Genomic DNA, 26748 nt, shown 5'->3' with positions numbered 1-26748 from the left:
TTTAGTGAATCACGCCACCTAACATCGGCACAAAATGCGCGGGCTCAATCACCTCTTGCTGCAAGCCTTCGGCAGTGCGACGAACGCGCATCAACGACTGTTGCTGCCCAGCCCCAACGGGCAGAATCAAACAGCCACCCACTGCCAACAAATCCGTCAGCGTGCTTGGCACACCTAACGCTGCGGCTGTACCGATAATGCCATCATAGCCGCCCTCACCGGGCCAGCCGCCCAAGCCATCCGCGTGACGCAAACGGACATTGTTAAGGCCTAAACTATTGAGACGTTCGCGCGCCTTATCTTGCAGCGGCTTAATGCGCTCGACGGAATGAACCATGGCCACGAGCTGAGCCAAAACGGCCGTTTGGTAGCCTGAGCCGGTCCCGATTTCGAGCACCTTACGACGCGGGCCATCGGCTAATAGCAACTCAGTCATACGCGCGACGCTGTAAGGCTGGGACAAGGTTTGACTATGGCCGATGGGCAGCGCGGTGTCTTCATAGGCCCGGTGTGCCAGTGCCTCATCAACAAACAAATGACGGGGCGTTTGACGCATCACGTCGAGCACGCGGGTATCGCGAATACCTTGAGACATCAGGCGGCTAATCAGGCGCTCACGGGTACGCGCCGAGGTCATCCCGGAGCCTTGAAGATCAATTGAAAGGCCTGAGCTCATGTCATCATTATTCTTAAGAAACGTAAGTTTTGGACTCTAGCACGAGCGCACTAAACTGCACCAACTTTAGCAAGCCATTGGCTCATCATGGCGGATGAGCGTCGGCAGGTCATGTCACTGTCGAGCGCCGTCACGCTAATAAAGCCTTCTTTGATCGCGTGAAAATCGGTGCCATCGGCATCATCGCTCGGCTCGCCGGACGGGCCAATCCAGTAGACATCCTGCCCACGGGGATCACGCAGCTTTAGTACGGGCGGGCTGGGGTTGCGATGACCCAGACGAGTCATCGCAAAGCCTTTATGCGAAGTTAGGGGGCCTTCAGGCACGTTTACATTAAGCATGCAGCGCGGGGGCAGTACCAGACTGGACCACTGCTGCAATAGCTCTCCCGCTCGAATTGCGGCTGGTCGATAAGCGTCAATTCCTAAGGACTTGGCCTGGCTGGCCACCAAGGACACCGCCATAGACGATTTGCCCGTAAAGCGGCCTTCCAGTGCGGCCGCGACGGTACCGGAATAAATCACGTCATCACCCAAATTAGCACCGGCATTAATGCCCGACACAATCACATCAGGCACAAACTCGAGCAGCCCATTGAGGGCAATATGAACGCAGTCGGCGGGCGTGCCATTCACCGCGATAAAGCCATTAGCGAGTCGTTGCGGGCGTAAGGGCCGATCTAAGGTTAGCGCACTGGAAAAAGCACTGCGCTCAATATCTGGCGCCACCACCGTAACCTCGCCGAGCGTGGCCAGCACCTCGGCCATAGCCAACAAACCGGGCGCAAAAACGCCATCATCATTACTCAGCAGAAATCGCATTTAAATCCTAAATAATTGTAATAATTAAAGTATTTTCAATATTACTCGAAAGTATACCCGCATTTATACCCTCTTAATTCGATGTCACCCATAGTTGCTGACACATCAAAAGAGATGCATTGAACACGCCAAACTCTCAACAATTATACTGCCGTTACACGCACCAACTTTCATTATGCTATGCAATCTAAAGCCTTGCTTGTCCCACTGAACCGATCATGCTCGACACCTCGGCGGCTGCACAAGAATGCTGCATAGACACTTACGTATCGGTTACGCTAATCGCGACCAATAAAAAGCGCCAGATGTCAGCTCCTTAACGTTGTGGTGACGCAAACCAAGGTTGGCCCCAAGAAGCAGGAGAGCGTGATGAATATGGCACTGGCTAGGCATTGCTTGGGTGCACAGAGGATTTAAGCAGAACTCCAAAACACCGAGGCATCATGAAGCTATACGCAATCACACTGACCGCTCTCCTCGCTGGCTGCGCCTCCCACTCCAGTGCCGTACCGATGGGCCAAGGCAAGTTCGATCGGATGAAATGACAACAACAAAATGCATAATGCAGGAGGGGCAGGATGGCCCGGAAACACTACAGAATCGATTTCTATCAGATCACCATACAGCCGACAGCCGAGGTTGCCAGCCCGGAGGCTGGATTGCAGTCTCTCCTGCAGCTGCAGGGAACAATTAGCCATAATGACAATGAATATACACGCGAGCTTTTTGGCTTGACCTCGCGCCGAGGCGGTAGCTCCATCGGGGGGCGACTCCGCAAGTTCCGTACTTCTGATTTGCCAGAGATTGGAAGCTTGGGAGAGAACGCAGAGGCAATTGTACTTGCCCAAGGCCAAGGACTAATTGAGCAGAACTTCTTCGTTTGGTATCGCGAACACAATGTAATTGCATGGCATGTGAATGGCCACGCTAGTCCGATAGCACGCTTTGCAGCCTTTCTGAGCGAAGTTTGGGGTACGCGCGTCGATACCGAGCCCGTGATTCAAGCGGGTGCAATGCAGCGACTGATGACTGGCAACGCTGAAGTGAAGCGGCTCATTCTGACTTTGCCTCGGCCAACCAACCCTGCCCTGTTCCAGAATGACAACTTCGCATCAAATACACTTCAGCTGCTAAGTCAGTCTGGCGCCGATGGAATGCATATCGAGATGGGGGTAAACCTGAAGCTCAATCCTCGCGGCGGCCTGGCTGGGGGGGTGAAGCAGTTCATGCGAAACATGACCTCGCTTGGAGCAACTACCGCCAAGGTCATTGTCGAGCAGGATGGCATAATTCATCCGATAGATTTGGTCGCAGATCGCGTTTCTACGACAATTACTTCTGATGCGAACGCCAGGTTCCCATTCCCTGATACCATGTATCAGCTGATCGATGGTGCTCGCGATGAGTGCCAAGAGGCTATCAATGAATACTTCGGTCCGGTGGGCGGCACTCTTAACTAGACTAGTCATCTCGGCATTTGCTGCATGGAAATTCTGGGAGCTCGGACTACCAATGCCTGCGGCTGATCTGAGTGACATAGCCGGCGTTGCCGCAGGTGTTTCAGGTACTTTGCTTGGCTTTCTGATTACAGCTGTGGCCTTATTAACTTCCGTCATGGACAGGAAGCTAGTCGCCAATATGCGAATGACGGGTCACTATCAGCGGTTGGTGAAAGAAACTTTTCACACCTGCATCATGCTGCTGTGTGTGCTTGTTGTGAGCGTAGTAAGCATGTTTCTTTCGGCATGCAACATGCAGATTGCCTTTGTGGTTTTGGCTTTTTTCTCGCTGCTCTCGCTGATCTATCTCGTTGAGGCAGGATGGCGCTTCTCTAATGTGTTCATTGAGCTGAGCTGACGCCAGACTTAAAAGCTTTTAACTGACTACCCCTGGCAATAGAGGCATGTCTGGGGTGAGTCATGGCCAGTCGCGAAACCACCGAGCTTGACCCGGACTTGCAGTCGATCGAGAGCAAGCTCTAGTGCTGTTACGCAACTATTAACCTAGGCACTGTCAGCCGCTGCATTTAGGGATCGGTTGCGCCATCCCCTAACCTAGCGAAACCTCAACTCATGTCCTACGCTTTCTGCAAATACAGGAGGCAAGACATGGATTCGTTCGAGGTTGGTGGCAAGCAGTACCAGGTCGCGGTTACGCATGAGGATGACGGCACGGCTGAGCTGGCCGTTTGGTGCGAAGGTTCGCGAGTTGCAGCGCTACTAATTGATCAAATTGGCGTCTACTCAGTGATTTTGGAGCAGTGCCTGGTGGTGGCGCGGAGGTAGACTCAGAATAAAAACGCCTACTGATTACTCAGGGTCTTGCTCTGATTCAAAATCAATTAATACCTGCTTAGACGACTCTGGCAAGTCAAGCTCATCGAAATCCATGGCTTGAATGCCAACTCTCAATGCAGTTGCACGCAATCTACCATCTGACGAAACAAGCAGGGTTGCTCCGTTAGCTTTAGCGATACCAATAATCTGACGGTCAACTTTTATTTTTTGCCACGGCTCCACGCTGCCGTCTCTCTTGTCCCCGGCACCGAGCGCAGAACGCTCAATATTGGCACACTCAAAGGCAGCTGGACGATCAAAGGATGCGATTTGTATAAACGACTTTCTATCCAAGGAATTTAGTATCTGAATTCCAGCCGTATCAGCCCCAACAAGAAACTCAGCTATTGCAGGCATTGGAATCACAATTTTCGCTTTGGTCTTTTCGATTACTCCAATCAGATGCATAACTCTTTGAAGGTTATCCTGTGATATGTCCTTTGGGGCGATCATAGCAATCAGAAAATTGGCATCAATAGCGACCAATTTATGCGGAAATTCCCTTTTCAATTGATTCCCCTAAGAGAAGCCCAAAAGCTCTGGGGCGAACTCATGTCCTTCCAGCCATTGCCGTCTATTTCCTCAAGCTGAGCAAAGACTTCGCTAACAGGCGTCTCATCCAGAGATTCGACGTCAGTGACAATGCACTTGTTTTCAGGAAGCCATCCGTCATCGGTTCGGACCCAGAACCCCGTAGCCCTTAGCCTTACCGGCCCACCGCGAAAGTGTGCAACCAAAGTTCTAGCAAGCTCCTCATCCTTAACGACTAGCCTGACGACGCGATCTGCATAATCTCTAAGATGAAGATGCATGGTGTCATCCGCACCCATAATGCCGATCACTTGTCCATCAACGGTGCCATCGTGCTTCATGCGAACCGCATCGGCTGAGACTGGCGGAGTCCCAACGTAGAGCTGGACAAGATTTTGCGAGGCGTCCTTTAGCTCGATCCTTGTCAGTCCGTCCTCACCCATCATCCTCTCTAGTTTTTCAGCAACCTTGCCCGGCCTGCTCTCAGGAGATGACTTTGACTCAATCAGTCGAAGTCGAACTTGCTGAGTACACTGATCAGGAATGCGCGCACAGATACCAGTGCTCTCATTGAGCACGCCATCAAATACAGGCTGGTTCTCTGAGCCGAGTAATTCAGCAAAGACGCGCACATACTCACCAAATCGCTCCATTGGGATCTGGTCAGGGCTTCGCTCGACGATGCGGAGATTGTATGTCCACGTGACTTTGTTCATACCTACATACTAGTACGGCTTTGACTGAAATTACAGCAACAAGAGGCCTGAGCTGATGCGACCTCTGTCAGCCGATGAACTGCGCATCCGCCTTAATCAAGATCGCCAGCTCAAGCAAATGCTCAATCAAGTCATTCCCTCCCCCCTTATAAGTACGGCCACTCCCCCCAAGATCACCCTTGTATTTATAAGTACGGCCACCCCCACGATCTCGCTGCACTTGAGAAGCCATCTGTGACCAAATTTTGGCAGCAGATGACCCCTCAAATGCTTCTTGAAATCACTGCATTACGCTCAGACTGCTGAGGCCGGCAGTACTGGCTACTGCAAAGAAGCACCCTCGGGTGAGCCTGCAGCCTGCAGTGTGAGTTGGTCCGTATGGTAAATGGTCACCACCTGCAGTCGCCTAGAAGCGCTATTGGCCAAGCCCAGCATGTGACGCAGGTAGTGACGATACTCGTCAATCTGGTCAATCATCCCATTCCAGTTGTCGGCACCGGTCTCACGCAGAAGCGCCAAGAGATCCTCACCACCCTGAGTCATAACCCCAAGCATCAAGCGCCGGCCAGCTGCAGCGATGTCGCCATTACTGAGCTCATCCACTCCTGCATCATTGAGTAGCGGCTCGAACTCAATCAAGTCATGCAGTCTCTGTGGCCAGCCATGCAGGCCATCAATACTGCTCGCCATCTCGTGCAAAACATCCGCCAGCTCGCGCAGCTCAACAGCAGATCTATGCGCGCCCCTGGGAAGCACATCATTGCCGAAAATTGCAGTGGGCTCGGTGTTATGCAGGCGTACTCTGAGCTCATATGAACAGCAATCCTTGCCTGGCGTTCGGCAAATAACTTCTTTGGGCATTTCTGTCACTCCCCGTATTTGTCTGAGCCCTTCGGCTCCGCCAAAGCAACGCTCAGGCTCTTAATGTTGAAGGCTTCGCCAGGCAGCGCAGCAGCCCGTACAGCCTCGATACCGTCCTCGCGCATAGCTTGGGTGAAGGCGGCTATGAAACTCATGAAGTGCGCAAACTGAGCAAGTTGAGCATTACCCATGACGCACCTCCGTGCGCACTGAATCGCACTCCGGCGCGCTGGGCGTCATCTCAGCTACTCTGCTGGGCACGGCCAAAGCCTCACTCTGGCGCTGGCTGGCGGCTTTCTTGCGTACCTCATTCAGCTTGCGCTGGTGCTCTGCAAAAATGGCGCGCCGAATGTCATAGGTATCATGAAAGGACGCCATGACATTGCGCTTGCTCCCCTGAACAGGCGTCATGGCTTCACCCTCCGCGGATCCACAACAAGGCCGGTGTGCCAGACATCCAGAATCGTCTGGGCCTCACAGATCAGGCCTTGCAGCGCCCACACGACATTAGTCAGCACCTCATTGGACAGATTGCCGTCACCGTCCACATTGGAGTGCACCACGACGGTCAGTGCTGCCGCCCGCTGCAAGGTGCCGCTCAGGGCATCAATCGGGAAGTCATCAGCAGGGAAATGCGCGCCAGACAGCTTGGCGATGGTTTTCAGCAGTGACTCCGGCGAGTCAACAAAGTGTTCACCGGTAATGCGCAGTAATGGCTTGCTCATGACGCCACCTCCACAGCCTGAATTGCTCCATGGCTATGCAGACCTTCAGCAGCATGAAACTGAATATCCCGGCCAACCTCCATTGCGTCAGCCAGCAAGCGCATCAGCGTGCCAACGCCAGCCAGTGCCTGCATAGGATCGTCTTCATAGGTCGGGCTATCGTGCAATGTATAGCCCTCGATCAGCGTGCCCAGCGTCCGCAATGCCACGTGCGCATCACTGGTTAGGCAATCGCCGTAACTATCCGCCAGCCGACACAGAATCTCTGGCGCTTTCGGGATGGCGCAATGGGCTTTCGCGTGCCGACCATCATCGCCAGTCAGGGTGGACACGTGCTTGGCATAGAAGAGAAACGGGTTGCGCTCCTTGTTCAACTCTTCCCAGCTCATGGCTTGCTTGGCTTCAGGCATGGCGCACCTCCACAGCTTCCAAGCCACGAGCCTTGGTCATGTGTTGGTTGTAGCGGGTCAGACGGACAGACACGCTGCTATCGGCACGCAAGGCGGCAAGTGCCATGCGACGGTGTGCAGCAGCGATGTGACGGGACAGCAGGGATGGTGCGGACGCACCTTGGGCGGTGTTGCTCATTTGTGAGACTCCTAGATTAGAGGAGTCACCACGACTTGCGACCAAGCAAGTTGAGGTGGTGACTGTACGCGCGTTGGTCGACCGAGAATCTAGGAACCCGGCACACCCGAAGGTGTCACGCGCACAGCCACCATAACGGCACACTGAGGGCACAAAAAAAGCGCCGACAATGATCTTGGTGGCGCTTGTGCGCCTAGATTTCAGCGGGCGACCAAGCCCGGCCATGGGATTCACCATGACCATTTTAGGTTATGACAACTTGATGGTATTGGCAAGATACCCAGCAAAGCATCCGATCAGAAATCATTAATCATCCTCGGAAGCTTCGTGCAGGCTTACCTGCATCTCTGAAACAGCAACAACTCCGGCCTCTTTCATAAGCTGCTGGATTCGGCGCTCAAGATCCTCGTCGCTCATATTTTTCAAGTCGAGAGCCCCGCTGTGCTCAAGGTCCAACTTGTCGCCATAGACCTTGGGCCGCAGCTTTCCGGCCATCCATTTACGAGCATCAATACGCAACTTGGCACGAGCGACAACTTCGTGATTCGTACGCTCATGGCCGGTTTCTGGATCGATGATCATGTCATTGCTCGACTCATCAGCAATATCCAGAACCTCATCAAATAGTGTGTCCGCCTGCGCCTCGCGCGCGCACGCGTACTGGTCTCTGAACTCCGGCCAAGACCGTAACCAACGCATCACTGTTGCTTTGCACGGCATGTCATCGTCGTTGCATATAGAGCGCAACGATTCCCCCTCCGCCAGGCGCAGGCAGATCAGATCTGCAGTCTCTTGAGAAAACTCACTCGGGCGTCCAAGGTCACTCATGGCATCAAGTCTCCACCGGCAGCTGCAGAAGACCCAACGCCGATACCGGCGCCCACGGCTGCTCTGTTGACTCCACGCTGCTGCTGTAGCATCTGCTCAAGCACGCGGAGCCGGCGCAAGCCTTCAAGATTTGAGCCGGCATCTATATTGAACATGAGATCAGACAGGGCATTGCGTGTCTTATCCGTGCCAGCCATATGCGTGTCATAGAGTCTCTGCAGCACGCCAACAGCATTGCCCCCTTTGACCTGACGCGCCATATCGACGGCGCCAGAGATGGAGTTACCGAGAAGCTCATCCTCTGCAGCCCGTGCTTGAGTGGCGGAGTTACCCGAAAGACGATTTGCGAAATCAGCTTGAGACTTCTGACGAGCAACTAATGCGGGAACGGCAGATGGGCCACCAAGCGAGTCGCCGCTTAGAGCCTGCGCAACATCACGCATGTGCCTAGAATCCATTGCTCGGAAGAGCTCTTGGCCATCCCTGCGCTTGCTTGCCATTTCCTTGAAGCCAGCGCTGGCACCAGCGCGAAAAGCCTCCTTCTCGCTCATAGAAATAGCTTGATCGCTCAAGAAGTCAGTGACGTACTCAGGGCCATTTTTCCAGGCATCGCGTCCTGCTTCGGCTGCCTCGTTAACTCGGGCTGCGTTTGAGTAGACTCGGCGTGCTTGCTGATATGCGGCAGGCGAGTTGCGATCAACCTCATCCACAAACTCTTTCCGCAGCCCATCAATCAGGCGAAGCTCTTCTCGGCCAATCGAAGCCTGCGGATCACGCTTGGATCCATATATCAGGTCATCCAATCCCTTCTTGACATAATCCAGCGTGCGAAGCTCTAGCGGCTGCCCAGGCGCATGATCAGGTACTGTCCTGCCGTCCAGCTGGGCAATGCGCTGTGCGCGCGAATACGCAGCCTGAAACGGTGGCAGGGTCATCAGCTCATCGATACGGGCAGACTGAACGGGAGCGGCACGATTAAAGGCCATTTCGTACATTGGTGCTGAGCGCTTCTTACCAAGGTCTGAGAGCTTCGAAATTTGGTTAATGGTGACATCAGCACCACCAGCGACATCGCTCTGAACTTGCCGCAAAAGGTCTCCAGCTCGGGAGTCTCGACGGCTCTCGAAAATATCGGCCACCTTGCCCTGAGCTTCTGGCGTCCGTCTCACTACAGCGCCCGCCAAACCTTCCGCAGGCCGGCCAGACACCTCCGCCAGCATTGTCCCAGGGATTACTTGCTGCTCCACATCATCCAGAGTTCTTCCGCCTGCAGCCAAACGACCAAGGTAAATCGCACCGGCTTTGTCATTGGGAAGCGGCGCTGCATCCGTGCGCTTGCGAACCGCATTAATACCTGCGCCAGCAGCACGCCCTACTGTTGCACCGACTGATGAGCCAACAGCACCAAGCAAAGCACCACTCCCAGCTCCTTTCAGACGCGACTCATCTGGTCGAGCGCTACCTGCACCAGCCAAAGCGCCCGTTGCCAATCCGCCGCCAGCCGCCGCAGCTATTGCCTTTTTAGGGGTTGTAGCGGCATGCACTGCTTTACCAATCAGCCCGCCAGGCGCAATGAAAGAGCCAGCCAAGTTAGCAGCTAAAGCCTCGCCAGGCTTATCGGCCACATAACGATCACGCGCAGCATTAATCATTCGATGATTGGTATCATATGAACCATCACCAACCATCGAACGAAGCGCAGCCTCTGCCTCGTCACCAAAGCCAAAAGTTGCGCCTTGAATGGCCTCCCTGACCGGGCCAAAGGTCACCGCATCAGGAATGCTTTTGATAACTATGCCAGTCCTCGCTGACAGAGCCTTGGCTTTAGGCTCCGGAATAGATTTTATGGTGATAGCCATTACTGCGCCCTCTTCCATGCCTTCCCGGTGTTCGTAAAGTCAACGCCATCAACAGTGATCACCGTACCTATCGTCAGCTGACTTGGAAGCGGCATTTGATCCAAATTTTGCCCCGCCTTGTATGCCTGTTGCGATGCAGGACTTGGGCGTGATCGAACACTGGCTTTAGGCTGCACGGGCTGAGCAGGAGGCTCTTCACCCACGATATTGCGAACACTCAGGCCGTACTGGCCGGCCATATCGGAGATCCGCTTGCTAGACCGCTGGTTGTAGCTAGTTGCCGTACTAAGCATCGAATTGGCAAGCGCCAGGAATTCTTTCCGTTGCTGGGTATTGAGGCGCTGCCCGTTTTGAATTTTCTGGGCGTAATTAATCATTTGATCCAAAGTGCCCGTGGCATTCAATGACAGAGCAAGCTCCGACTCACGAACAACAGATGTTGGATCAAGCATCTTCATGATGGATGTTGCGGCAGCAAGATCACCCACAGCCGAACTCTGCTTGAGCGAGTTGCTTACATTGTCATACGCCTGCCGAACCTCAAAGAAAGACTGGCTTTCTCTCTGATAGCGGTCGCTAAGCTTCAATTCCCGGTCGAAATTTTTCCCCGTATCGGGGCGCGTTGCGGCTGCGATCAATCGGTCTTCACGAGCATTCGCTCGTGCATCTGCGGCCTGCTGGGCTGGAGATAACCCGACACTGAGCTTGGTTACAACTTGCGGCATACCGCTTCCCATATCTACAACTTGACCATCAGGCAGTATCTGGAATTTCTCCTTTGGCTTGGCCACACCAAGCTCCCGCATCCCGGTTTTGCCCAGCTGATATACCTTGCCGTCACCTAGCTCTACCGTTTGACCAAAGAACTCATTTTCGGTGCCTCTGAGCTTCTGAATTTCTGCCAAGGTCTCCCAATCACCAGCACTGGCTGCATCCTGCGCGGCTCGTGCCAGATGAGCGCCCTGATCGTACTGGGCTGCCGGCCGAACGATAGGCGCGATGTTCGCCTTCATGCCGGCGGCTTTCTGCTCAACATACGGAGCCTGCGGCTTGGTCATATCAAGACCCTGCTCAGTGTCGAGGCCAAGCATGCCGCCATTCATGAATGCATTTTTGTTGAAGCTCTGGCCTTCGCCGTACTCTGGCTGTGATTGCTGCATCATCTGCATCAAGTAGTTCTTGCCATAGGACTTGCGACCCTCGGCAAGCTGCTTGGCCTGGCGTCGGTCTTGGGCCTGCTGGCCCATTTGTGCGCCTTGGGCGTAGGCATTCATCGGGTTAAATTGCTGCAGAGCGCCTGCGATGTCATATGCCATGATTTACCTCAGCCAAAAAAGCCATTTTTGTAAGCGCCATAAGCGTTAAGCCCGGTGCTCAGAGCGCCGGTAATCGCATTTGCTTGTCCGGCATAGCCCGAAGCTCTTGCAGCGCCAGCGTTCTGAACATTCTGGCCATAGGCGTTGGCGTAGTTTTGCCCTGCCTGCTGCAGTTGCGAATTCGCCGACTGCCCCACACCGGAAAGCTGGCCTAAGCGATTTGCGATGTTCGCGTACTCATTGGCGCCGTAGTCCTGACCGTACTTGGTGGTAGCTTTGAGGAAGTTGCCCGACATCAGGCCTCCGCGAGCAGCGGCGCTGTTTTCCAGGTTGCGCTGACCTTCACGCAGTCGAAACTGGTAACCGGGGTCCATGGTCATGAAGGAATTGGCAACGCCACTAGGATTGGCTGCTCGCTGCCATTCCATATCGGGAGGAATTGCTGCTTCACCGGGCTTTGCTGGATTAAAAAATGCGCCTAATAAGCCTGGACCCGCTGGCGTTCCAGGCACCGCCGCTTTGCCCGTGCCGGGTACCGGCTTCTGCTCAAAGCCATACAAGCCCATAAGCGAGTTAAGCCCTGCCCGTCCGGCATCCTGCCAAGGCATCTGGTCTTCGCGGGTCTGGTCGTAGATGTAGCGCTCAGTTTCGTTAGCCTGATTGGCTGCGCTGGTTTGTGCCTTTGCACCCTTAGATGCCGCCCTGCTGGATACAGCGCCCCCAACAACCGCACCGCCTATTGCTACTGCTGCAACCATGATCAGTCTCCGATCCAAGCTGTGTAATAGGTTTCGCAGTGTGTATTTCGTGGCTGCAGAGGCTGCCTGGAAGCATTTCCAGCTCTCATGAGCTTGCCAGGCTCTATCGCCAATAAGTCAGTCTCGCTTAGCCGCTCATCATTTGAAATTTGCATCATGTTGTTTTCTCCTTCTTTGAAGGCAACAATCAAGCAATGCATGTCGCTTTGCACGGTGTTAAACGACGCATTTAATTCCGCGGCTTAATCGATTGCGGACCCAGGTAAACGGAGAGCGCCATGGAGTGGGTAGTCGGGTTTGCGGCGGTTTTGCTCGTGGTGTTTTCAAAGCGCTTTCGCATCTTTGTCATCGGAAGCGTTGCGATCATTGGCGGCTACCTATTCTTTCAAGACCTCTGGGAGCGTCATGAAAGGGCTGAGTCGCGAGAGCTTGTCGCACCCAAAGAGATTCGCCTCGAGAATGCCCTCCTGAGCCCGTCATCTACGGGCTATTGGCGGGTCACAGGAAGGGCCTTCAACCTCTCGAAAGCCTTCGCCGTAACTTCAATTGGGATCAAAGTCTCGATTAGTGACTGCCAAGACAAGCCCAATACCAACTGCGCTATCGTTGCTGAAAGTGATGAGCACATATCCGCAACCATCCCACCCGGGCAAGCACGCGACTTCGATGAGCTCGTATCGCTGAATGGGATAGCACCTGAGTCGATGGAAACAATGACTTGGAGCTATGATGTGACCTACATCGAGGCATCAAAAGCCAGTGAAGCTGACTAGACTGACACCTGCTAAAGCACCCCTCACCCGGGTGGCCTCCACTCCGCCACAAAGGACTTCTGCGTAAGCTGCTTCTCCGGCTTCGCTGTCATAGCCCGCCAGTTCTCTGGTAGCGCCTGCTGGTCAGCCGACAGAAATCTGCAGTGATTGAATTGTTCAATTAAAGGGATGGTGCCGATTCGGCCATGACGCAGTTTGGCAATTATCAGCTCCGTCACCCATGGGTGCTGCAGATTGTCGCTGTAAGCAGCCTCTCGATAGAGAAACAAAACGGCATTAGCATCCTGCTCCAACGATCCAGAGTCGCGCAGATCAGACAGCACTGGTCTTTTGTTAGGGCGCTGCTGAAGCTCGCGGTTAAGCTGCGACAAACAGATGATCGGAACATTCAGCTCCATCGCCAACACCTTGAGTGAGCGACTTATCTCGCTGACTTGCTCATATCGTCCGTTGCCAGTACTTGTGAGCAATTGCAGGTAGTCGATCACTACAAGATCAAGATTGCCTGTCCGGCGCTTAAATCTCTTTAGGCTTGCACGTAATCGGGGAATGCTCATATTCGCCCGGTCATCGATCATCAGGCATCGACTCCTGATGCTGCTGACAAATCCTTGTAGTCGGGGGCCAATCTCAACTAAGTCTGCAGACTGGACTTTTCCATAATCAACACCAGCCTCCGCCGCAGCCAATCGCGACATTAGCTCAAGTCGTGGCATCTCTAAACTGCTGACATACACAGCGCGACCAAACTTTGCCACATTGGCGGCGATGTTCATTGCAAGCACAGACTTACCCATTCCTGGCCTAGCGGCCAAGATGATTAGCTCGCCACCGTGCAATCCGCGCATGGCCTTGTCTAACTCAGGAAACCCGGTGCTTAAACCAGTGATACCACCACCAGACTCATAAACCTCCGTCAGGTGCTCCAGCCACTCACTGCCGATCTCGTGCAGCAGCTTGCCGTCTTCGTCGCTGGCTTCGCTGACAGCGGACAAAATAATTTCAGCACATTGCTCGGCCTGCTGAGCAGGCGAAGCATCGTTGCTTAAGCCAGCCTCTGCCTTTCTGATGGCCACCACCAAGCGTCGTAATCGGGATAGATCGCGAACTTGCTTAACATGCCCCATGACGTTTACGCGCAGCGTGTTGCCAATAAGGGCGCCGAGATAAGCGATGCCGCCGAAGTCCTCACCTGCTGTCGTTAGATAGCTTGCAACGCTAACCGCATCAACCGACATGTGTCGCGCATCCAAGCTTGATATAGCCGACATGATCAGACGATTGCGAGAGTCTGCAAAATCGCTAGGCTCCAGCAGTTCACTCACTTGGTCCAAGGAGACCGCAGACTCCATCAGGCCCGACAGCACTACCGCTTCTGAATCGCTGTCATGCAGCCGAATTGATTTATCCATTGCTCACCTCCGCAAGTGCGGCTCGCTGGCCTGCTTCGATAATCAGCGCCAACGTTTCAGGCTTGAGCAAGTAGCTCAAGCTGGCCACAAACCCGGGGCGCTTATGACCAATCAGGAATTCGTCCGTACGGGCGAACTCGAAGTACCAGCCCCACCAGCCCAAGTTCGCCGCCACAGGGTGCCGCTCGATGTGCGTCAGAATTTTCTGGATCGTTGGGAAATCACAGGGCGGCTTGGTTTGCCAATGGGCCTGATAGCGGTCAATCACTGCTTCGCAAAACCCCGTGGGGTCAATTTTGTGATCTGACTCGCCAAATGGTGCTGCTATCTTTTTATCAACATCCCATCCCTTAGACTCCTTTAGACTCCCTTCCGGGGGCTGGCGCTCGCCTAGGGGTAGGAGATCATTCGTCGATTGATCTCCTTCTTTCCGCCCATGCTCAGTCGACTCCTCATATAGAGCCGGTCGTTTCGGGTGTTTGAAGCTCGGCTTGTCGATCTTTTGATGGCTCCAGCCTGTCACCTGCCAGTATTTCTGGCCTCCCACCTCGTACTCATAAAGTAGTTTTGCCAAGACCAGCTCATCCACTAGCTTCTGAACATCTATCGCAAGGATGTCATCCCCGGGAAAAATCTCCATTTTTAGGCGCCGGCAATCTGCTACATGAATCCCCCCGTCGTCGCAAAAATTCCACATGCCAATGAAGAGTAGCCGAGCAGTCATCGAGCATTCGACGATTTGCGTGCTGGTCCAAAACTCTGGTTTCACAGTTCGGATGCGCGCCATGCCTCACCCCGCCAGTGCTTGAAGGATGATGCGAAATGTTTGGCTCAACTGCAGACGAGTAAACTCTTCCGGTTCACCCGTCCAGGTGACTGAGTACCGGGGCTGGCGGTCGCTATGCCTGATGATAATAGTGAGGCGGAGATCTGCTGGCCTCTTGATAACAGGGCTCTTCATGCAGCACCTCGCATGGCCAAAGCCTCTATACGAAGACACTCGATAATGAAGGATCGCCCATCTTTACCAGCGGCGTTGATAGCAGCCTCAGATAAACTGTACACACCGATGTCAGACTCGCCGTTAAGTGAGTCACGATTCTTCACATGTCGATCAGTGGTTATTACAGGCCACCCCATTCGACGCAGTTTTCGAGCTGCGTCAGCGGCCACATTACTGCCACATTCTTTCCAGTGATCCAGTGCGGTGTATCCGCGACCTGACAACAAGCGTGCAAGCATGCGGCCGTGAAGTGAGCACGGGCGGGGGTAGCGCAATGCTGTCATTGCAGTGTTAGAATTTGAGCTGTTGGTGCTCTGTTGTAAGCCCTCTGCTTGGTTGCCGCCAAGCGAGGGCATCTTTTGAATAGTCATATCAGCCTCCTCCTTAAGCCGCACGCCGGCTATCAGATACTCGCTGACGAACCCACTCTTGGACCTCACTTTCCAACCACGCGGACGCGAAGCCGATCTTCACAGGCTTGGGAAACGTTCCAGATTTTATGCGGGAGTAAATTGAACTTTTTCGGATAGCTGTTGTTTCAATTACAGCATCAATGCGAAGTAGCTTTTGCATGTTAATCACCAGTGGTCTGCAGCGGATTGCTGCGTACAGTGGCTTTTTACTGCTCAGCAAAACTAACGTCACGGTGTTAAATAGCGTTAAAAACTCCGTGGCAATTCAGGCCTAAGCACATCAATCCAGTTTTCTTGATTTAGACCAAGCACGCGTAAGCGGTGAAGCAAGCTGTCTATCACTTTTGACGAATACTCAGGCCGCGCCACTTCCAGAGCGCTTCTAATACTGTGCTCGGATGGATCCGTAAATATGAGGTCTTCCAAATCCTGAATCAGCCTTGCCAGGTCGCGATCACGGCTAATTCGATGGGCGAATATCCCGCCACCCCTGCTCGGCCTGATCTCACCAAAAAAGCCCTCTTCAATGCCTTTCCTGCCGCCAGCCTCAAAGTACTCATGAAAGACAGCGCAAAGCCACAGCATCAGCTCAGGTGGCGGATACAGGCCCTCTTTCAAAATTGCAGAAAACGCCAACAGCGGATTGTCAGCATAGGAGCCAAATGATGGTCGATCACCCCTCAATGAAACGCCTTCGGGGCTAAACTCAAAGCGCTGCATCGTGACATCCCATGCCTTCTCTAGCTTACTGTGAGCAGGCACTGAAGAAAGGCCAGCCTCCAAGGCTGCTAGATGCTGCAAATGGCCGGAGAGCAAATCTTGACTTACCACTAGCGCTTATCCTCATTCACCTCGAAATACCAAAGATCATGATCGATATGTGTGAACAACTCATGGGTATAGCCATGATCCCTGAGTGTTTTCAGTTTCACATCAATATCAATCTCTTGGCCAACTACCTCATCAGCAACATCGAAAGCCATCTCCATCGCGTGCTTCAAGGAAATGCCTGGGGTCTTCTTTCGAATAACACCTAGCTTCAAAATCAAGTCAAATCGGTCTTTTACAGCTCTCTCGCGCGCAGCGTAAACACCACCCTGTCGGCCCCTTGTCTTGTCTCCGAAGAGTAAAATCTCAAGATTTTTCTCACCTTTTGCCTCCATATACTCGTCAATTTGGCCAGCCAGCCACAGCATCAGCTCAGGTGGCGGATACAGGCCTTTTCTCACAAGTCTAGCCATATAAGTGGCTGGGCTGAAGTGAAGCATTTCAAGCTCTTCGCTACGATCCATCGTCATTTTGCTATCCACAAGTAGCGTCCATGACTCTCGCAGCCGAACTATTTCTAGGTCATCGCTTCCTTCGAGCAGGTCGCGCAACAGCCTAATTTGATTCCAAGCACCTGATTTATCGACTGTTGACATGATCGCCCCCTAGGCGAGCCCTGAGTTAGGTTGCCTGACCAACGCGCCAGGGATGCGCGCTTTCACTCCGTCGAGCTAGGCCAGGCAATTTGGTAGAGCGTCAAACGCTCCGATATATCGGAATAACCTTTGAGTCGTTGTCACTCACAGCATCAATGTAGTCAGCCCATGACTGCATCATTTCTCGCCGCTCTTTCAGGTACTCAGCATGGTTGTATGCCGCTCTCACCTGGTTGCGCTCGCTATGCGCCATCTGGCGTTCGATCAGATCAGACCTGTACCCAAGCTCATTCAGATGTGTAGATGCCGTGGCACGGAAGTCATGCCCAGTGATCTCTTTAGGTGCATAGCCCATGTAGCGCAGCGCTGCATTGATCGTGGAGACGCTCATGCTGCTCTTGCCATCTGAACCAGGGAAAACCAAATCCCCTGGCTTGGCATTTTTGGGAATCAGCTCGCCGAGCAACTGAACCACCTGCGTGCTCAGCGGCACAATGTGCATATCGCCCATCTTCATGATTTCGGCCGGCACATCCCAACGAGCAGCCTTCAAATCAAACTGGCCAACCCTAGCGGCTCTCAGTTCTGCTTGGCGCGGGAAGACATACAACAGAAACTGGATGGCCTTTACCGTCTCAATGCGCCCTTTGTAGCGCGCCAAGCGCCCTGCCAGATCAGCAATCTCAACTGGACTCAAAGGCCTTGCATGAGTGGTTTTTGGTCGCTCAATGGCGTTTTTCAGCGGGTATGTCGGGTCGTTATCCGTCAGACCCTTGATGATGGCGTAGCTGAATACCTGCGAAATCCAACCCTTAACCTTGATCGCCATGCTTTCGTGACCAGCCACCTCTAGCCGCTTCATGATCTTCAGCACATGTGCTGGCTTGACCGCTTTGATGGCCATGCGCCCAAGGTCTGGATAAGCGTGCTTCACCAATGATGCCCTGATGGCACCGAGGTACTTTTCTGAGCGATGTTGCTTCTTCAGACGCACAGCCATCCAATCGTCTGCGATCGCTTGGAAGCTGTTGAGGCGATCACTGGCAGCAAGCTCTCTCTGCTCACGACGATGGTGAGCCGGATGTATGCCCTGCTTCACCAGCAGCCTAGCCTCATCACGCTCTCGACGCGCATCAGCCAAACCAAACTCAGGATACTCACCAATCGCAAAGACGTTCTCTTTCATGTCTATGCGATAGCGGTACCGCCAAAGCTTGGTTCCTTGGACAGTAATCTCAATATAGAGACCTCCGCCATCAGTGATCCTCTGTGGCTTGGAGCCTGACTTGGCTTGCCGGATCTTTGTGTCAGTGAGCGGCATGAGAGAGTACCTGCGTTCAGATACCCCTCAATATACCCGCATTTTTATTGGATAGCAGCGGAAGACTGCGGAGAAATACGGAAATAAATTCCTGACAAAAACAGAAGCTTAGCTATAGATATGGATGGTTACGGACAAGTCCGGAAGCAAATATTTGTTACTCAGCAGAAATCGCATCAAGCTGCCCTTCTTCTAGAACTGCCAGCGATTGCAACACGCTGGTCGCGAATGCACCAGCGGTCAACGCAAACTCAATCACTAACGTGTCGGGTGATGTCCACTGCCACTGCGGTGATCGTAAGCGCAGCCTGAGTGCGCGTCGTTGGACGGGAATACGCAGCAACGCCAGGTCATCACAGGTCGCCTGCCATGGCGCTAGGATGTGCTGCTCTAGCGCGAGTGCTTCCCCTGAGATCACTTGGGCGCCATCCCCGGGCAGTGGGCCTGTGGGGTGTATTTCCCCCCGAGCTAAGCGCGGTGAAATGTCCGCATCCAATACATCCGGCGTAAATAACGCCGAGCGACCATCTAACTGCAAAACATCACCGGGCAAACAGCTAGCCCATGTCTTGTTGCGCACACGCTCTGCCAAAACTTGATTGAATAAGGCTGAGCGAATCGCAGACATCCACAAGTTTTCTCGATTATCGCGCCGACGAGCTCGTCCCGAGCGGCGACTGGCTAGCAACGCCAAACCCTGGCCAATATTACGTCCGCCATGACCAAATCGCTGCGGCCCAAAGTAGTTGGCAACGCCTTCAGCGGCGAGGAGGTTTAAGCGTGCCTCGATGTCAGCGACATCCCCTCGAACGTCACGTAAGGTGATGCGAAATTGGTTGGCATCGTGGACACCTCTGCGCAGTTTACGCGCGCCTCGCAGCGCACGCAGAACACGAAAATCGCCATGGTCTGTGCTGAGCCATGCATCATCCAGCAACCACGTAGTCGGGGTATGCACACTGAACCACTGGCGTGTTAAAGCTTGCCTATCCTTCATGCCGGAAAAGCTAACGAGTGCAGCAGATACGTCGAGACGCGCAGCTAGTTCGCGAGCAACTGCATCGGTATTCATGCCCCGTTTCTCGACCCACAGCCACAAATGCTCACCTTCGCCGGTGGGCTCGAAGCCCAGCACTTCCTCCACCACAAAGTCTTCGGGATGCGCTTTCAGTCGCGCCTGAGCCACGGGCTCGCCCCACGGCGACGGGCAAGGGCCCGAGCTTAATACTGGCGCTGGAAGATCACTCATCGCAGGTTGGCCACAACATCACCACAGCATGAGCCTCAATTCCTTCACGGCGACCTACGAAGCCTAATTGCTCTGTGGTGGTGGCTTTCACGCTGACTTGTGAGGGCAAAATATTGAGATCATCGGCTATGCACTCACGCATCAGTGCAATATGAGGGGCTAACTTGGGGCGCTCTGCCAACACGGTGATGTCGACATTACCCACGGTGTAGCCTTGATTGAGGACCAGCGTAAGCACATGCCGGAGCAATGCACGACTATCCGCTCCGGCATAGGCCTGATCGGTGTCGGGAAAGTGCTTACCGATATCGCCCAATGCCAAGGCACCCAGCAGTGCATCGGCCAACGCATGCAGGGCCACGTCACCATCGGAATGCGCGATCAGGCCTTGGTCATGCGCAATGTTCACGCCGCCTAATGTGACCGAACTCCCTTCACCAAACTTGTGCACATCAATGCCGTGACCGACACGTGGAAATAATTTACTCATGACAACGCTCCCGTGCGTAGTTGCTCCGCTAACAGCAGTTCTGCCAGGGCCAAATCTTCAGGAAAGGTGATTTTGATATTGTCCCGCGCGCCCTCAACCAACTTCGGTTGATAGCCCAGACGCTCCATCGCAGAGGCTTCATCTGTCACGATAGCGGCATCACTTTTAGCTGCTAAGAGTGCCTGCCGTAGCGCATCGAGTCGGAACATTTGGGGGGTTAAGGCGTGCCAAAGCTGCTCACGATCCACGGTGGCGACAATACCTTGAGTAGAACCCCGCTTCATGGTGTCCCGTACCGGACTGGCCAAAATGCCCCCGACAGCGTCTTCTTGCAATACCGACATGAGCTTTCGGATATCGGCCGGACGCACCAAAGGCCTTGCAACATCATGCACCAGCACCCAGTCCGAAGGCGCTGCTCCTTGAGTCTGCAGCGCCTTCAATCCTGCCAGCACCGAGTCCATACGCTCACAACCCCCATGCACAAACTGCAAGCGCTGTGGCTGTGCGTAGGGCAACCCATACGCCTGAGTATCTTCAGCAGAAACCGCCACTACCAGCAGCGACAACTCCGGCATTGCCGATAAGCGATCTAGGGTATGCGTTTGAATACAGCTACCCGCGAGGGCTAAGTACTGCTTAGGCACGCTACTACCAAAGCGCTTGCCAACGCCGGCAGCAGGGATTACCGCATGAAACGCCATTAAGGCTGACCCGAGGGGATGGGCGAACTCGGCGTCAATGGCGCCACCGTGACCGGCTTTAAGTCGGAGGGCGGCGTTACAACCGCTTTTGTTACCAGGGCTTTTTGACCGGAAACATGAGCCGGTGTGGCCGGTTTGGGCGTCGCGTTATCGGCAGTGACTGAACCCGCCAGCGCCTTGCCGGTCACCAGATAGAACGTCTCATCGTCCTTAATCATGCCCAAGTCGAGTCGGGCTCGCTCTTCAATGGCGGCCTGACCATTTTTCAGGTCATTCACTTCTGCCTCTAAGACAGCATTCCGCTGACGCAGAATGAGATTTTCAGCTTGTTGGACGGCAACGGACTGCTTAATGCGATGCACATCCACAATACCGCCTTCGCCAAACCAGAGCTTGAACTGCAGCACTAAAAAGACGCCCGCTGCCAGCCACAACAATAAACGACCGAGGCTGGACGTGGGCGTCATGCTTAGTTAAGACCTTTGAATTCAGCCTTGCCGCGATACGGTGCGCTGTAGTCCAGTTCCTGCTCGATACGCAGCAGCTGGTTGTACTTGGCGACGCGGTCGGAACGGCAGAGCGAGCCGGTCTTGATCTGGCCGGCACCGGTGGCGACAGCGAGGTCAGCGATGGTGGCATCTTCAGTTTCACCGGAGCGATGCGAGATCACCGTGGTGTAGCCATTGGCCTTGGCCAGGTAGATGGCATCCAGCGTCTCGGTCAGCGAGCCGATCTGGTTGAACTTGATCAGGATGGAATTGCCCACGCCCTGGTCGATGCCCTTCTGCAGGATCTTCGGATTGGTCACGAACAGGTCATCGCCCACGAGCTGAACGCGGTGGCCAAGCTTGTCGGTGAGAATTTTCCAGCCGGCCCAGTCGGACTCGTCGAGGCCATCCTCGATGGAGATGATCGGGTAGCGGTCGCACAGGCCGGCGAGATAGTCGACGAACTCGGCCGAGGTGAAGGCCTTACCGCCCTCGCCCTCAAGCACGTACTTGCCATCGTGATAAAACTCGGAAGCTGCGCAGTCCAGCGCCAGCATGACATTCTCGCCGGCCTTGTAGCCGGCTAGGCCGATGGCTTCGACGATGACCTGTAGCGCTTCTTCATTGCTACTCAGGTTCGGCGCAAAGCCACCTTCGTCGCCAACGGAAGTGCTCAGGCCACGCTTCTTCAGCACGCCCTTGAGCGCATGGAAAATTTCGGCGCCACAGCGCAGGGCTTCGGCGAACGAGGTGAAGCCAACGGGCTCAACCATGAACTCCTGGATGTCGACGGTGTTGTCGGCGTGCTCGCCGCCGTTGATGATGTTCATCATCGGTACGGGCATGGTGAATTGGGTGTTGCTGCGCAGCGAAGCGATGTAGGCGTATAGCGGCTGACCTTTGGCTTGCGCGGCCGCTTTAGCAGCAGCCAACGACACCGCGAGGATAGCGTTTGCACCGAGGTTCGACTTCGTCTCAGTGGCATCGAGGGCGATCATGGCATGGTCGAGACCGGACTGGTCGAACACGCTCTTGCCGACCAGCAGCTCGCGGATCGGGCCGTTGATGTTGGCGACGGCCTTGAGTACACCCTTGCCGAGGTAGCGCGCCTTATCGCCATCTCGCAGTTCCAGTGCTTCACGCGAACCGGTGGATGCGCCGCTGGGTGCGGTGGCGCGACCCATCATGCCGTTGTCGAGAATGACATCCGCTTCAACCGTGGGGTTGCCGCGTGAATCCATGATTTCACGACCCCGAATATCGACAATAATCGCCATGCTACTGCTCCAGTTCATGCAAAAGTAAACCCGCACACAGCGGGAAAAATCAAATTAATGGGTGTCCAGCACCGGCAGGCTCTTGACCAGATCATCAACCGCCTTGACCTGACTGAGGAAGCCTTCGAGCTGTGACAAACGCAGCGCGCAAGGGCCGTCGCACTTGGCCTTTTCCGGATCTGAATGCGCTTCCAAGAACAAGCCTGCCAGTTTCTGCGTCATGCCGGCCAGCGCCAGTTCGGTGACTTGTGCGCGACGACCGCCAGCCGCGTTCGGCAAGCCGCCCGGCATCTGCAGGGCATGCGTCACATCAAAAAATACCGGGTAGTTAAACTGCTTCATGATGCCGAAGCCGAGCATGTCCACGACCAAATTGTTGTAACCGAACGACGACCCGCGCTCGCAGAGAATGAGCTTGTCGTTACCGGCCTCTTCAAATTTGGACAGGATATGACCCATCTCTTTCGGGGCCAAGAACTGTGCTTTTTTGATGTTGATGAGCGCGCCGGTCTTGGCCATGGCCACCACCAGATCGGTCTGGCGTGACAGGAACGCAGGCAGCTGGATAATGTCGCAAACCTCGGCGACCGGCTGGCACTGATAGGGCTCGTGCACATCGGTGATGATGGGCACATTGAAGGTCTTTTTGATCTCTTCAAAGATCTTCAGGCCTTCATCCAGACCCGGGCCGCGATAGGAGCTAACCGAAGAGCGGTTAGCCTTGTCGAAAGACGCCTTAAACACATAGGGAATGCCGAGCTTTTGCGTGACCGTGACATAGGTCTCGCAGATCTGCATCGCCAAGTCGCGTGACTCCAAGACATTCATGCCGCCAAAAAGCACGAAGGGCTTGTTATTGTTCATCTCGATCTGACCCAAACGGATCGTTTTTTGCGTCGAAGCGTTCTGCTGTGTCATCACGGCGTCCTTTTTAATTATGCGATTGCTGAGACGTTATTCAGGCCTTACCTGCATGCGTCAAGGCTGCGCCGATAAACCCCGAAAACAAGGGATGACCGGTACGTGGCGAACTGGTGAACTCCGGGTGGAATTGGCAGGCCAGGAACCACGGGTGGTCAGGAATTTCGACCATCTCAACCAACGACTTATCAGCGCTGAAACCAGAAATGCACAGGCCAGCGGCTTCCAGCTGCGGCAAATAGGTATTGTTGACTTCATAACGGTGACGATGACGCTCGGTAATGCTGTCACTGCCATAAGTTTTGTGCGCCAGTGTGCCGGGCACCAAATGGCAGAGTTGCGCGCCCAGACGCATGGTGCCGCCCAAATCGGACTCGGCATCACGGCGCTGCACATCTCCGGTTTCGGTTTTCCACTCAGTGATCAAGCCAATGACCGGATGCGCACAGCCAGCCTTTAGTTCACTCGAGTTAGCATCGGCCAAGCCAGCCAGATGACGAGCATACTCAATGACCGCCACCTGCATCCCCAAGCAGATGCCTAAGTAAGGCACGCGATTTTCACGGGCGAACTTAACCGTGGCAATCTTGCCCTCGGTGCCGCGATCGCCAAAGCCGCCGGGCACCAAAATGCCGTCTACATCAGTCAGTGCACCGGTACCTTCTTGCTCAATCGATTCGGCATCGATATAGCGAATCTTGACCTTGCTCTTATTCTGGATACCCGCGTGCAGCAAGGCTTCGTTGACCGACTTGTAAGCATCGGCCAGCTCAACATACTTACCAACCATCGCGATGGTGACTTCGCGCTCTGGATTGAGCAGGCCGTCCACCACCACATCCCAATCGCCGAGATCTGCGACAGGCGCACTCAAGCCCAGGCGCTCAATGACAAAATCATCCAGACCTTGCTCGTGGAAACGGCGCGGGATCTGATAAATGCTCTTGGCATCTTGCGCGATGATGACCGCGCGCTCTTCAACATTGGTGAACAGCGAGATCTTGCGGCGGGACTCATTCGGCACCGGGTGTTCGGAGCGGCAGATCAGGATATCCGGCTGCAGACCGATGGAGCGAAGCTCCTTCACCGAGTGCTGCGTTGGCTTGGTTTTCAGCTCACCCGCCGAGGCGATGTAGGGAATCAGCGTCAGGTGCATCAGCAACGAGCCCTGATAGCCCAGCTCAATGCGCATCTGGCGCACGGCTTCCATAAACGGTTGAGATTCGATGTCACCCGCGGTGCCGCCAATCTCGACGATGGCGATGTCATGGCCGCGCGCGCCCTCACGGACGCGCTGCTTGATGGCGTCGGTGATGTGCGGAATGACCTGCACCGTGCCGCCGAGGTAATCGCCACGACGCTCTTTTTGCAGCACATCGAGGTAAATACGGCCAGAGGTGAAGTTGTTCTTCTTGGTCATTTTCGAATGACGCAGGAAGCGCTCGTAATAGCCGAGATCGAGGTCAGTCTCGGCGCCATCGCTGGTCACGAAGACTTCACCGTGCTGGTACGGGCTCATGGTGCCCGGATCGACATTGATGTAGGGGTCCATCTTGATCATCGTGACCGACAGACCGCGAGCTTCCAGAATGGCGGCCAGCGAGGCGGCAGAAATGCCTTTGCCCAGCGAAGACACCACACCACCAGTGACAAAAATGAATTTGGTCATGAACTTTCCAGACAGCTTGCGTGATCACGGCGCACCCGCCGAAAGCAGGTACAAAGACGGGACAGGATGTTATCACGCGCCGCGAAAAGACGGGAGACAGGGCGTCGTTTTGATGCGGAAACTACGAACACTCGACAATCAAAAACAGAAAAGGCCCCGAAGGGCCTTTTCTTTGCAACACAACCGCGTTTTCAGTAGAACTTAGAAGTTGAACTGGGCACGGGCTGTGATGGCGGAAGCTTCACGGTCATTAGAGGCAAAAACAGGAGCTGATGTTTTTGTAATGTCTACATCCGTTTCACCCTTCACATACTCGATCATGAAGCGTGTATTTGGCGTGGCATAGTAGTTCACACCTAATGTATAAACCGAAGCCTTATTATCTTTGATGTCCTTATTTTCAATAACATCGTAGCGAGCTTTGAGCTCAATAGCGCCCTCTTCACCGTTCAGCTTTGGCGATTTGAACACACCCTTCTTGAAGTCATATGGCTTGGTGTGCTCGGTCAGGAAGTAGCTGGCCTGAACATAGTAGGTTTCGAGGTCGTTATCAGCAACGTTGGTAACACCCGCACGATTATCTTCAAAAGCAGCCTTGGCATATTCGCCCTGCACCGAGAATGCACCGAAGCGAGCAGCCAACTCAGCTGCAATTGTGCTTTGCTCGTTATATGCCTTATCAGCTATCAAGAGACCTGTGGTCAGACCATTTTCCCGCCCAACGATTCGAGGGTCTTTTTTGGTTGTATTGGTCTCAAAGTTGTCCTGCGATGCACTCAAACCAATGTGGATCAAGTTGCCGTTAGTGCGCAGCGGTACGATAAAGCCACGAGCGTTCACACCCAAGCCCTGAGTTTCTGCAGCATCTACCGAACGTGGCGTGTAAACCGAAACACCGTAACCGTAACCTTCACCAGAACCGTCTAAGAAAGCACCGGTAGTGAACTGGTTGTTATAAATACCCGAAGCTGTAGCTAGTGGGCGCTCCATGAAGGTGATTTCGTTGGAGCTGGTCAGCTCTTCCATGCCACGGTAAGGCTTGGCCTGACCTAGACGCAGATTTTTGTTGCCCATGACTTGGCGACCGATCCACATTTCACGGATGCCTTCGTTTGTTTTGGCAGTGTCATCCTTGGAGTTAGCAAAGTCGTTTTCAAACTTGTAGGTGTAGTCGTAAGCACGACCTTCGATCGTTATTCGAGCACGACGGAAGAAAAACTGGCTGTTCTTCTTGTCTGTACCAACGTTGTCTGCACCAGCTGCCGCGATATCCTTTTCGCTAGTGTAAAAATTGCCATCAAAATGAATACGGCCACCGAGCTTAGCTTCGAAGTTGCCGTCATCCGACTTGATTTGAAAACCACCCTTGGTAGTAGCGGTATCGGCCATGACCGGAGCGGCCAGACCAGCTGCGGCGATCGCCAGCGCTAACGATTTGATTACGAGTTTCATGGTTTTACCTCAATCATTGAGCAAGTAGTGTCGACCGACGCCGGCCGTACCCGCACAGCTCGATAAGAGCTCTGCTTTTGGGTTGGGCGTAGTATTAGCAGCAAAAATGACAGCTCCGCGTCAGTAATGTGACGAAT

General features: G+C 54.1%; 34 protein-coding genes. 4 read left to right on the top strand and 30 right to left on the bottom strand.

The window, feature by feature from the left end:
- Position 1 precedes the first annotated feature (1 nt).
- Together AC14IB_RS08225 and surE are read right to left on the bottom strand one after the other, a co-directional pair.
- The gene (locus tag AC14IB_RS08225; protein WP_484231431.1) at positions 2-676 is read right to left on the bottom strand and encodes a protein-L-isoaspartate(D-aspartate) O-methyltransferase; all 675 of its coding nucleotides are present in this window, start codon (positions 674-676) and stop codon (positions 2-4) included.
- Positions 677-726: 50 nt separating this feature from the next.
- A complete protein-coding gene (gene surE, locus AC14IB_RS08220; RefSeq protein ID WP_484231430.1) occupies positions 727-1497 on the bottom strand; it encodes a 5'/3'-nucleotidase SurE in 771 nt (256 codons plus the stop codon).
- 578 nt (positions 1498-2075) lie between these two features.
- Between surE and AC14IB_RS08215 the strand changes: the two genes are divergently transcribed.
- The 3 genes from AC14IB_RS08215 (at position 2076) to AC14IB_RS08205 (ending at position 3782) form a co-directional block, all read left to right on the top strand.
- On the top strand, positions 2076-2957 hold the full coding sequence (locus AC14IB_RS08215; RefSeq protein ID WP_484231429.1) for a hypothetical protein: 882 nt from the start codon (positions 2076-2078) through the stop codon (positions 2955-2957).
- Entirely contained in the window at positions 2920-3354 is a 435-nt protein-coding gene (locus AC14IB_RS08210; RefSeq protein ID WP_484231428.1) for a hypothetical protein, read from the top strand. Before AC14IB_RS08215 ends, AC14IB_RS08210 begins: the two co-directional genes overlap by 38 nt.
- Before the next feature lie 251 nt (positions 3355-3605).
- The gene (locus AC14IB_RS08205; RefSeq protein ID WP_484231427.1) at positions 3606-3782 is read left to right on the top strand and encodes a hypothetical protein; all 177 of its coding nucleotides are present in this window, start codon (positions 3606-3608) and stop codon (positions 3780-3782) included.
- 24 nt (positions 3783-3806) lie between these two features.
- Here the strand turns inward: AC14IB_RS08205 and AC14IB_RS08200 are convergent, their stop codons facing one another.
- The 13 genes from AC14IB_RS08200 to AC14IB_RS08140 all read right to left on the bottom strand — a co-directional run bounded on the left by AC14IB_RS08200 (position 3807) and on the right by AC14IB_RS08140 (position 12015).
- Positions 3807-4343 carry a PIN domain-containing protein gene (locus AC14IB_RS08200; protein WP_484231426.1) on the bottom strand — a complete coding sequence of 179 codons (537 nt, stop codon included), beginning with the start codon at positions 4341-4343 and terminating at the stop codon, positions 3807-3809.
- Entirely contained in the window at positions 4340-5080 is a 741-nt protein-coding gene (locus AC14IB_RS08195; RefSeq protein WP_484231425.1) for a hypothetical protein, read from the bottom strand. Before AC14IB_RS08195 ends, AC14IB_RS08200 begins: the two co-directional genes overlap by 4 nt.
- 67 nt (positions 5081-5147) lie before the next feature.
- Positions 5148-5312: a hypothetical protein gene (locus tag AC14IB_RS08190; RefSeq protein ID WP_484231424.1), complete on the bottom strand. Its 165-nt coding sequence runs from the start codon at positions 5310-5312 to the stop codon at positions 5148-5150.
- Positions 5313-5401: 89 nt separating this feature from the next.
- Positions 5402-5941: a hypothetical protein gene (locus tag AC14IB_RS08185; protein WP_484231423.1), complete on the bottom strand. Its 540-nt coding sequence runs from the start codon at positions 5939-5941 to the stop codon at positions 5402-5404.
- Between the two features lie 5 nt (positions 5942-5946).
- Positions 5947-6132 (bottom strand): hypothetical protein, encoded by a 186-nt coding sequence (locus AC14IB_RS08180; RefSeq protein ID WP_484231422.1) that lies wholly within the window; start codon positions 6130-6132, stop codon positions 5947-5949.
- Positions 6125-6352: a hypothetical protein gene (locus tag AC14IB_RS08175; protein WP_484231421.1), complete on the bottom strand. Its 228-nt coding sequence runs from the start codon at positions 6350-6352 to the stop codon at positions 6125-6127. Before AC14IB_RS08175 ends, AC14IB_RS08180 begins: the two co-directional genes overlap by 8 nt.
- Entirely contained in the window at positions 6349-6666 is a 318-nt protein-coding gene (locus AC14IB_RS08170) for a hypothetical protein (RefSeq protein WP_484231420.1), read from the bottom strand. Before AC14IB_RS08170 ends, AC14IB_RS08175 begins: the two co-directional genes overlap by 4 nt.
- Positions 6663-7076: a hypothetical protein gene (locus tag AC14IB_RS08165; RefSeq protein WP_484231419.1), complete on the bottom strand. Its 414-nt coding sequence runs from the start codon at positions 7074-7076 to the stop codon at positions 6663-6665. The genes AC14IB_RS08170 and AC14IB_RS08165 overlap by 4 nt, the downstream gene beginning before the upstream one ends.
- A complete protein-coding gene (locus AC14IB_RS08160; protein WP_484231418.1) occupies positions 7069-7254 on the bottom strand; it encodes a hypothetical protein in 186 nt (61 codons plus the stop codon). Before AC14IB_RS08160 ends, AC14IB_RS08165 begins: the two co-directional genes overlap by 8 nt.
- Before the next feature lie 306 nt (positions 7255-7560).
- The gene (locus AC14IB_RS08155; RefSeq protein WP_484231417.1) at positions 7561-8082 is read right to left on the bottom strand and encodes a terminase small subunit-like protein; all 522 of its coding nucleotides are present in this window, start codon (positions 8080-8082) and stop codon (positions 7561-7563) included.
- Positions 8079-9941 carry a hypothetical protein gene (locus AC14IB_RS08150; RefSeq protein ID WP_484231416.1) on the bottom strand — a complete coding sequence of 621 codons (1863 nt, stop codon included), beginning with the start codon at positions 9939-9941 and terminating at the stop codon, positions 8079-8081. The genes AC14IB_RS08155 and AC14IB_RS08150 overlap by 4 nt, the downstream gene beginning before the upstream one ends.
- Positions 9941-11215 carry a hypothetical protein gene (locus AC14IB_RS08145; protein ID WP_484231415.1) on the bottom strand — a complete coding sequence of 425 codons (1275 nt, stop codon included), beginning with the start codon at positions 11213-11215 and terminating at the stop codon, positions 9941-9943. The genes AC14IB_RS08150 and AC14IB_RS08145 overlap by 1 nt, the downstream gene beginning before the upstream one ends.
- A gap of 50 nt (positions 11216-11265) precedes the next feature.
- Complete coding sequence (locus tag AC14IB_RS08140) at positions 11266-12015, bottom strand: hypothetical protein (RefSeq protein ID WP_484231414.1); 750 nt, start codon at positions 12013-12015, stop codon at positions 11266-11268.
- Between the two features lie 278 nt (positions 12016-12293).
- Between AC14IB_RS08140 and AC14IB_RS08135 the strand changes: the two genes are divergently transcribed.
- Positions 12294-12788, top strand: coding sequence for a hypothetical protein (locus AC14IB_RS08135; protein WP_484231413.1), 495 nt, complete (start codon positions 12294-12296; stop codon positions 12786-12788).
- A 23-nt stretch (positions 12789-12811) separates the two neighbouring features.
- Here AC14IB_RS08135 and AC14IB_RS08130 read toward each other — a convergent pair whose 3' ends face one another.
- The 15 genes from AC14IB_RS08130 to AC14IB_RS08060 all read right to left on the bottom strand — a co-directional run bounded on the left by AC14IB_RS08130 (position 12812) and on the right by AC14IB_RS08060 (position 26611).
- A complete protein-coding gene (locus AC14IB_RS08130) occupies positions 12812-14200 on the bottom strand; it encodes a replicative DNA helicase (protein ID WP_484231412.1) in 1389 nt (462 codons plus the stop codon).
- Positions 14193-14987, bottom strand: a complete 795-nt coding sequence (locus AC14IB_RS08125; RefSeq protein ID WP_484231411.1) for a hypothetical protein — start codon at positions 14985-14987, stop codon at positions 14193-14195. Before AC14IB_RS08125 ends, AC14IB_RS08130 begins: the two co-directional genes overlap by 8 nt.
- 170 nt (positions 14988-15157) lie before the next feature.
- Positions 15158-15574, bottom strand: a complete 417-nt coding sequence (locus AC14IB_RS08120) for a hypothetical protein (protein WP_484231410.1) — start codon at positions 15572-15574, stop codon at positions 15158-15160.
- A gap of 13 nt (positions 15575-15587) precedes the next feature.
- Positions 15588-15776, bottom strand: coding sequence for a helix-turn-helix transcriptional regulator (locus AC14IB_RS08115; protein ID WP_484231409.1), 189 nt, complete (start codon positions 15774-15776; stop codon positions 15588-15590).
- Positions 15777-15862: 86 nt separating this feature from the next.
- On the bottom strand, positions 15863-16447 hold the full coding sequence (locus AC14IB_RS08110; protein ID WP_484231408.1) for a hypothetical protein: 585 nt from the start codon (positions 16445-16447) through the stop codon (positions 15863-15865).
- Positions 16447-17040 (bottom strand): hypothetical protein, encoded by a 594-nt coding sequence (locus tag AC14IB_RS08105; RefSeq protein WP_484231407.1) that lies wholly within the window; start codon positions 17038-17040, stop codon positions 16447-16449. Before AC14IB_RS08105 ends, AC14IB_RS08110 begins: the two co-directional genes overlap by 1 nt.
- 100 nt (positions 17041-17140) lie before the next feature.
- The gene (locus tag AC14IB_RS08100; RefSeq protein ID WP_484231406.1) at positions 17141-18361 is read right to left on the bottom strand and encodes a tyrosine-type recombinase/integrase; all 1221 of its coding nucleotides are present in this window, start codon (positions 18359-18361) and stop codon (positions 17141-17143) included.
- 157 nt (positions 18362-18518) lie between these two features.
- Positions 18519-19610, bottom strand: coding sequence for a tRNA pseudouridine(13) synthase TruD (truD, locus tag AC14IB_RS08095; RefSeq protein ID WP_484231405.1), 1092 nt, complete (start codon positions 19608-19610; stop codon positions 18519-18521).
- The gene (ispF, locus tag AC14IB_RS08090; protein ID WP_484231404.1) at positions 19603-20100 is read right to left on the bottom strand and encodes a 2-C-methyl-D-erythritol 2,4-cyclodiphosphate synthase; all 498 of its coding nucleotides are present in this window, start codon (positions 20098-20100) and stop codon (positions 19603-19605) included. Before ispF ends, truD begins: the two co-directional genes overlap by 8 nt.
- Positions 20097-20804: a 2-C-methyl-D-erythritol 4-phosphate cytidylyltransferase gene (gene ispD / locus AC14IB_RS08085; RefSeq protein WP_484231403.1), complete on the bottom strand. Its 708-nt coding sequence runs from the start codon at positions 20802-20804 to the stop codon at positions 20097-20099. Before ispD ends, ispF begins: the two co-directional genes overlap by 4 nt.
- Positions 20804-21271 (bottom strand): cell division protein FtsB, encoded by a 468-nt coding sequence (ftsB, locus tag AC14IB_RS08080; protein ID WP_484231402.1) that lies wholly within the window; start codon positions 21269-21271, stop codon positions 20804-20806. The genes ispD and ftsB overlap by 1 nt, the downstream gene beginning before the upstream one ends.
- A gap of 2 nt (positions 21272-21273) precedes the next feature.
- The gene (gene eno / locus AC14IB_RS08075) at positions 21274-22569 is read right to left on the bottom strand and encodes a phosphopyruvate hydratase (RefSeq protein WP_484231401.1); all 1296 of its coding nucleotides are present in this window, start codon (positions 22567-22569) and stop codon (positions 21274-21276) included.
- A gap of 54 nt (positions 22570-22623) precedes the next feature.
- Positions 22624-23487 carry a 3-deoxy-8-phosphooctulonate synthase gene (gene kdsA, locus AC14IB_RS08070; protein WP_484231400.1) on the bottom strand — a complete coding sequence of 288 codons (864 nt, stop codon included), beginning with the start codon at positions 23485-23487 and terminating at the stop codon, positions 22624-22626.
- Positions 23488-23527: 40 nt separating this feature from the next.
- Positions 23528-25159 (bottom strand): CTP synthase, encoded by a 1632-nt coding sequence (locus tag AC14IB_RS08065; RefSeq protein WP_484231399.1) that lies wholly within the window; start codon positions 25157-25159, stop codon positions 23528-23530.
- 201 nt (positions 25160-25360) lie between these two features.
- Positions 25361-26611 (bottom strand): OprO/OprP family phosphate-selective porin, encoded by a 1251-nt coding sequence (locus tag AC14IB_RS08060; protein ID WP_484231398.1) that lies wholly within the window; start codon positions 26609-26611, stop codon positions 25361-25363.
- Between the last annotated feature and the right edge of the window lie 137 nt (positions 26612-26748).

The organism is Perlucidibaca sp., assembly GCF_057084925.1.
Note: the sequence above shows the minus strand (reverse complement) of the source record. Positions and strands in the feature narration are given on the sequence as shown.

Coding starts and splice junctions, on each gene's coding strand:
- AC14IB_RS08225 (WP_484231431.1), bottom strand. CDS start 676: ATGAGCTCAGGCCTTTCAATTGATCTTCAAGGCTCCGGGATGACCTCG.
- surE (WP_484231430.1), bottom strand. CDS start 1,497: ATGCGATTTCTGCTGAGTAATGATGATGGCGTTTTTGCGCCCGGTTTG.
- AC14IB_RS08215 (WP_484231429.1), top strand. CDS start 2,076: ATGGCCCGGAAACACTACAGAATCGATTTCTATCAGATCACCATACAG.
- AC14IB_RS08210 (WP_484231428.1), top strand. CDS start 2,920: ATGAATACTTCGGTCCGGTGGGCGGCACTCTTAACTAGACTAGTCATC.
- AC14IB_RS08205 (WP_484231427.1), top strand. CDS start 3,606: ATGGATTCGTTCGAGGTTGGTGGCAAGCAGTACCAGGTCGCGGTTACG.
- AC14IB_RS08195 (WP_484231425.1), bottom strand. CDS start 5,080: ATGAACAAAGTCACGTGGACATACAATCTCCGCATCGTCGAGCGAAGC.
- AC14IB_RS08190 (WP_484231424.1), bottom strand. CDS start 5,312: ATGGCTTCTCAAGTGCAGCGAGATCGTGGGGGTGGCCGTACTTATAAA.
- AC14IB_RS08185 (WP_484231423.1), bottom strand. CDS start 5,941: ATGCCCAAAGAAGTTATTTGCCGAACGCCAGGCAAGGATTGCTGTTCA.
- AC14IB_RS08180 (WP_484231422.1), bottom strand. CDS start 6,132: ATGGGTAATGCTCAACTTGCTCAGTTTGCGCACTTCATGAGTTTCATA.
- AC14IB_RS08175 (WP_484231421.1), bottom strand. CDS start 6,352: ATGACGCCTGTTCAGGGGAGCAAGCGCAATGTCATGGCGTCCTTTCAT.
- AC14IB_RS08170 (WP_484231420.1), bottom strand. CDS start 6,666: ATGAGCAAGCCATTACTGCGCATTACCGGTGAACACTTTGTTGACTCG.
- AC14IB_RS08165 (WP_484231419.1), bottom strand. CDS start 7,076: ATGCCTGAAGCCAAGCAAGCCATGAGCTGGGAAGAGTTGAACAAGGAG.
- AC14IB_RS08160 (WP_484231418.1), bottom strand. CDS start 7,254: ATGAGCAACACCGCCCAAGGTGCGTCCGCACCATCCCTGCTGTCCCGT.
- AC14IB_RS08155 (WP_484231417.1), bottom strand. CDS start 8,082: ATGAGTGACCTTGGACGCCCGAGTGAGTTTTCTCAAGAGACTGCAGAT.
- AC14IB_RS08150 (WP_484231416.1), bottom strand. CDS start 9,941: ATGGCTATCACCATAAAATCTATTCCGGAGCCTAAAGCCAAGGCTCTG.
- AC14IB_RS08145 (WP_484231415.1), bottom strand. CDS start 11,215: ATGAATGCCTACGCCCAAGGCGCACAAATGGGCCAGCAGGCCCAAGAC.
- AC14IB_RS08140 (WP_484231414.1), bottom strand. CDS start 12,015: ATGGTTGCAGCAGTAGCAATAGGCGGTGCGGTTGTTGGGGGCGCTGTA.
- AC14IB_RS08135 (WP_484231413.1), top strand. CDS start 12,294: ATGGAGTGGGTAGTCGGGTTTGCGGCGGTTTTGCTCGTGGTGTTTTCA.
- AC14IB_RS08130 (WP_484231412.1), bottom strand. CDS start 14,200: ATGGATAAATCAATTCGGCTGCATGACAGCGATTCAGAAGCGGTAGTG.
- AC14IB_RS08125 (WP_484231411.1), bottom strand. CDS start 14,987: ATGGCGCGCATCCGAACTGTGAAACCAGAGTTTTGGACCAGCACGCAA.
- AC14IB_RS08120 (WP_484231410.1), bottom strand. CDS start 15,574: ATGACTATTCAAAAGATGCCCTCGCTTGGCGGCAACCAAGCAGAGGGC.
- AC14IB_RS08115 (WP_484231409.1), bottom strand. CDS start 15,776: ATGCAAAAGCTACTTCGCATTGATGCTGTAATTGAAACAACAGCTATC.
- AC14IB_RS08105 (WP_484231407.1), bottom strand. CDS start 17,040: ATGTCAACAGTCGATAAATCAGGTGCTTGGAATCAAATTAGGCTGTTG.
- AC14IB_RS08100 (WP_484231406.1), bottom strand. CDS start 18,361: ATGCCGCTCACTGACACAAAGATCCGGCAAGCCAAGTCAGGCTCCAAG.
- truD (WP_484231405.1), bottom strand. CDS start 19,610: ATGAGTGATCTTCCAGCGCCAGTATTAAGCTCGGGCCCTTGCCCGTCG.
- ispF (WP_484231404.1), bottom strand. CDS start 20,100: ATGAGTAAATTATTTCCACGTGTCGGTCACGGCATTGATGTGCACAAG.
- ispD (WP_484231403.1), bottom strand. CDS start 20,804: ATGGCGTTTCATGCGGTAATCCCTGCTGCCGGCGTTGGCAAGCGCTTT.
- ftsB (WP_484231402.1), bottom strand. CDS start 21,271: ATGACGCCCACGTCCAGCCTCGGTCGTTTATTGTTGTGGCTGGCAGCG.
- eno (WP_484231401.1), bottom strand. CDS start 22,569: ATGGCGATTATTGTCGATATTCGGGGTCGTGAAATCATGGATTCACGC.
- kdsA (WP_484231400.1), bottom strand. CDS start 23,487: ATGACACAGCAGAACGCTTCGACGCAAAAAACGATCCGTTTGGGTCAG.
- AC14IB_RS08065 (WP_484231399.1), bottom strand. CDS start 25,159: ATGACCAAATTCATTTTTGTCACTGGTGGTGTGGTGTCTTCGCTGGGC.
- AC14IB_RS08060 (WP_484231398.1), bottom strand. CDS start 26,611: ATGAAACTCGTAATCAAATCGTTAGCGCTGGCGATCGCCGCAGCTGGT.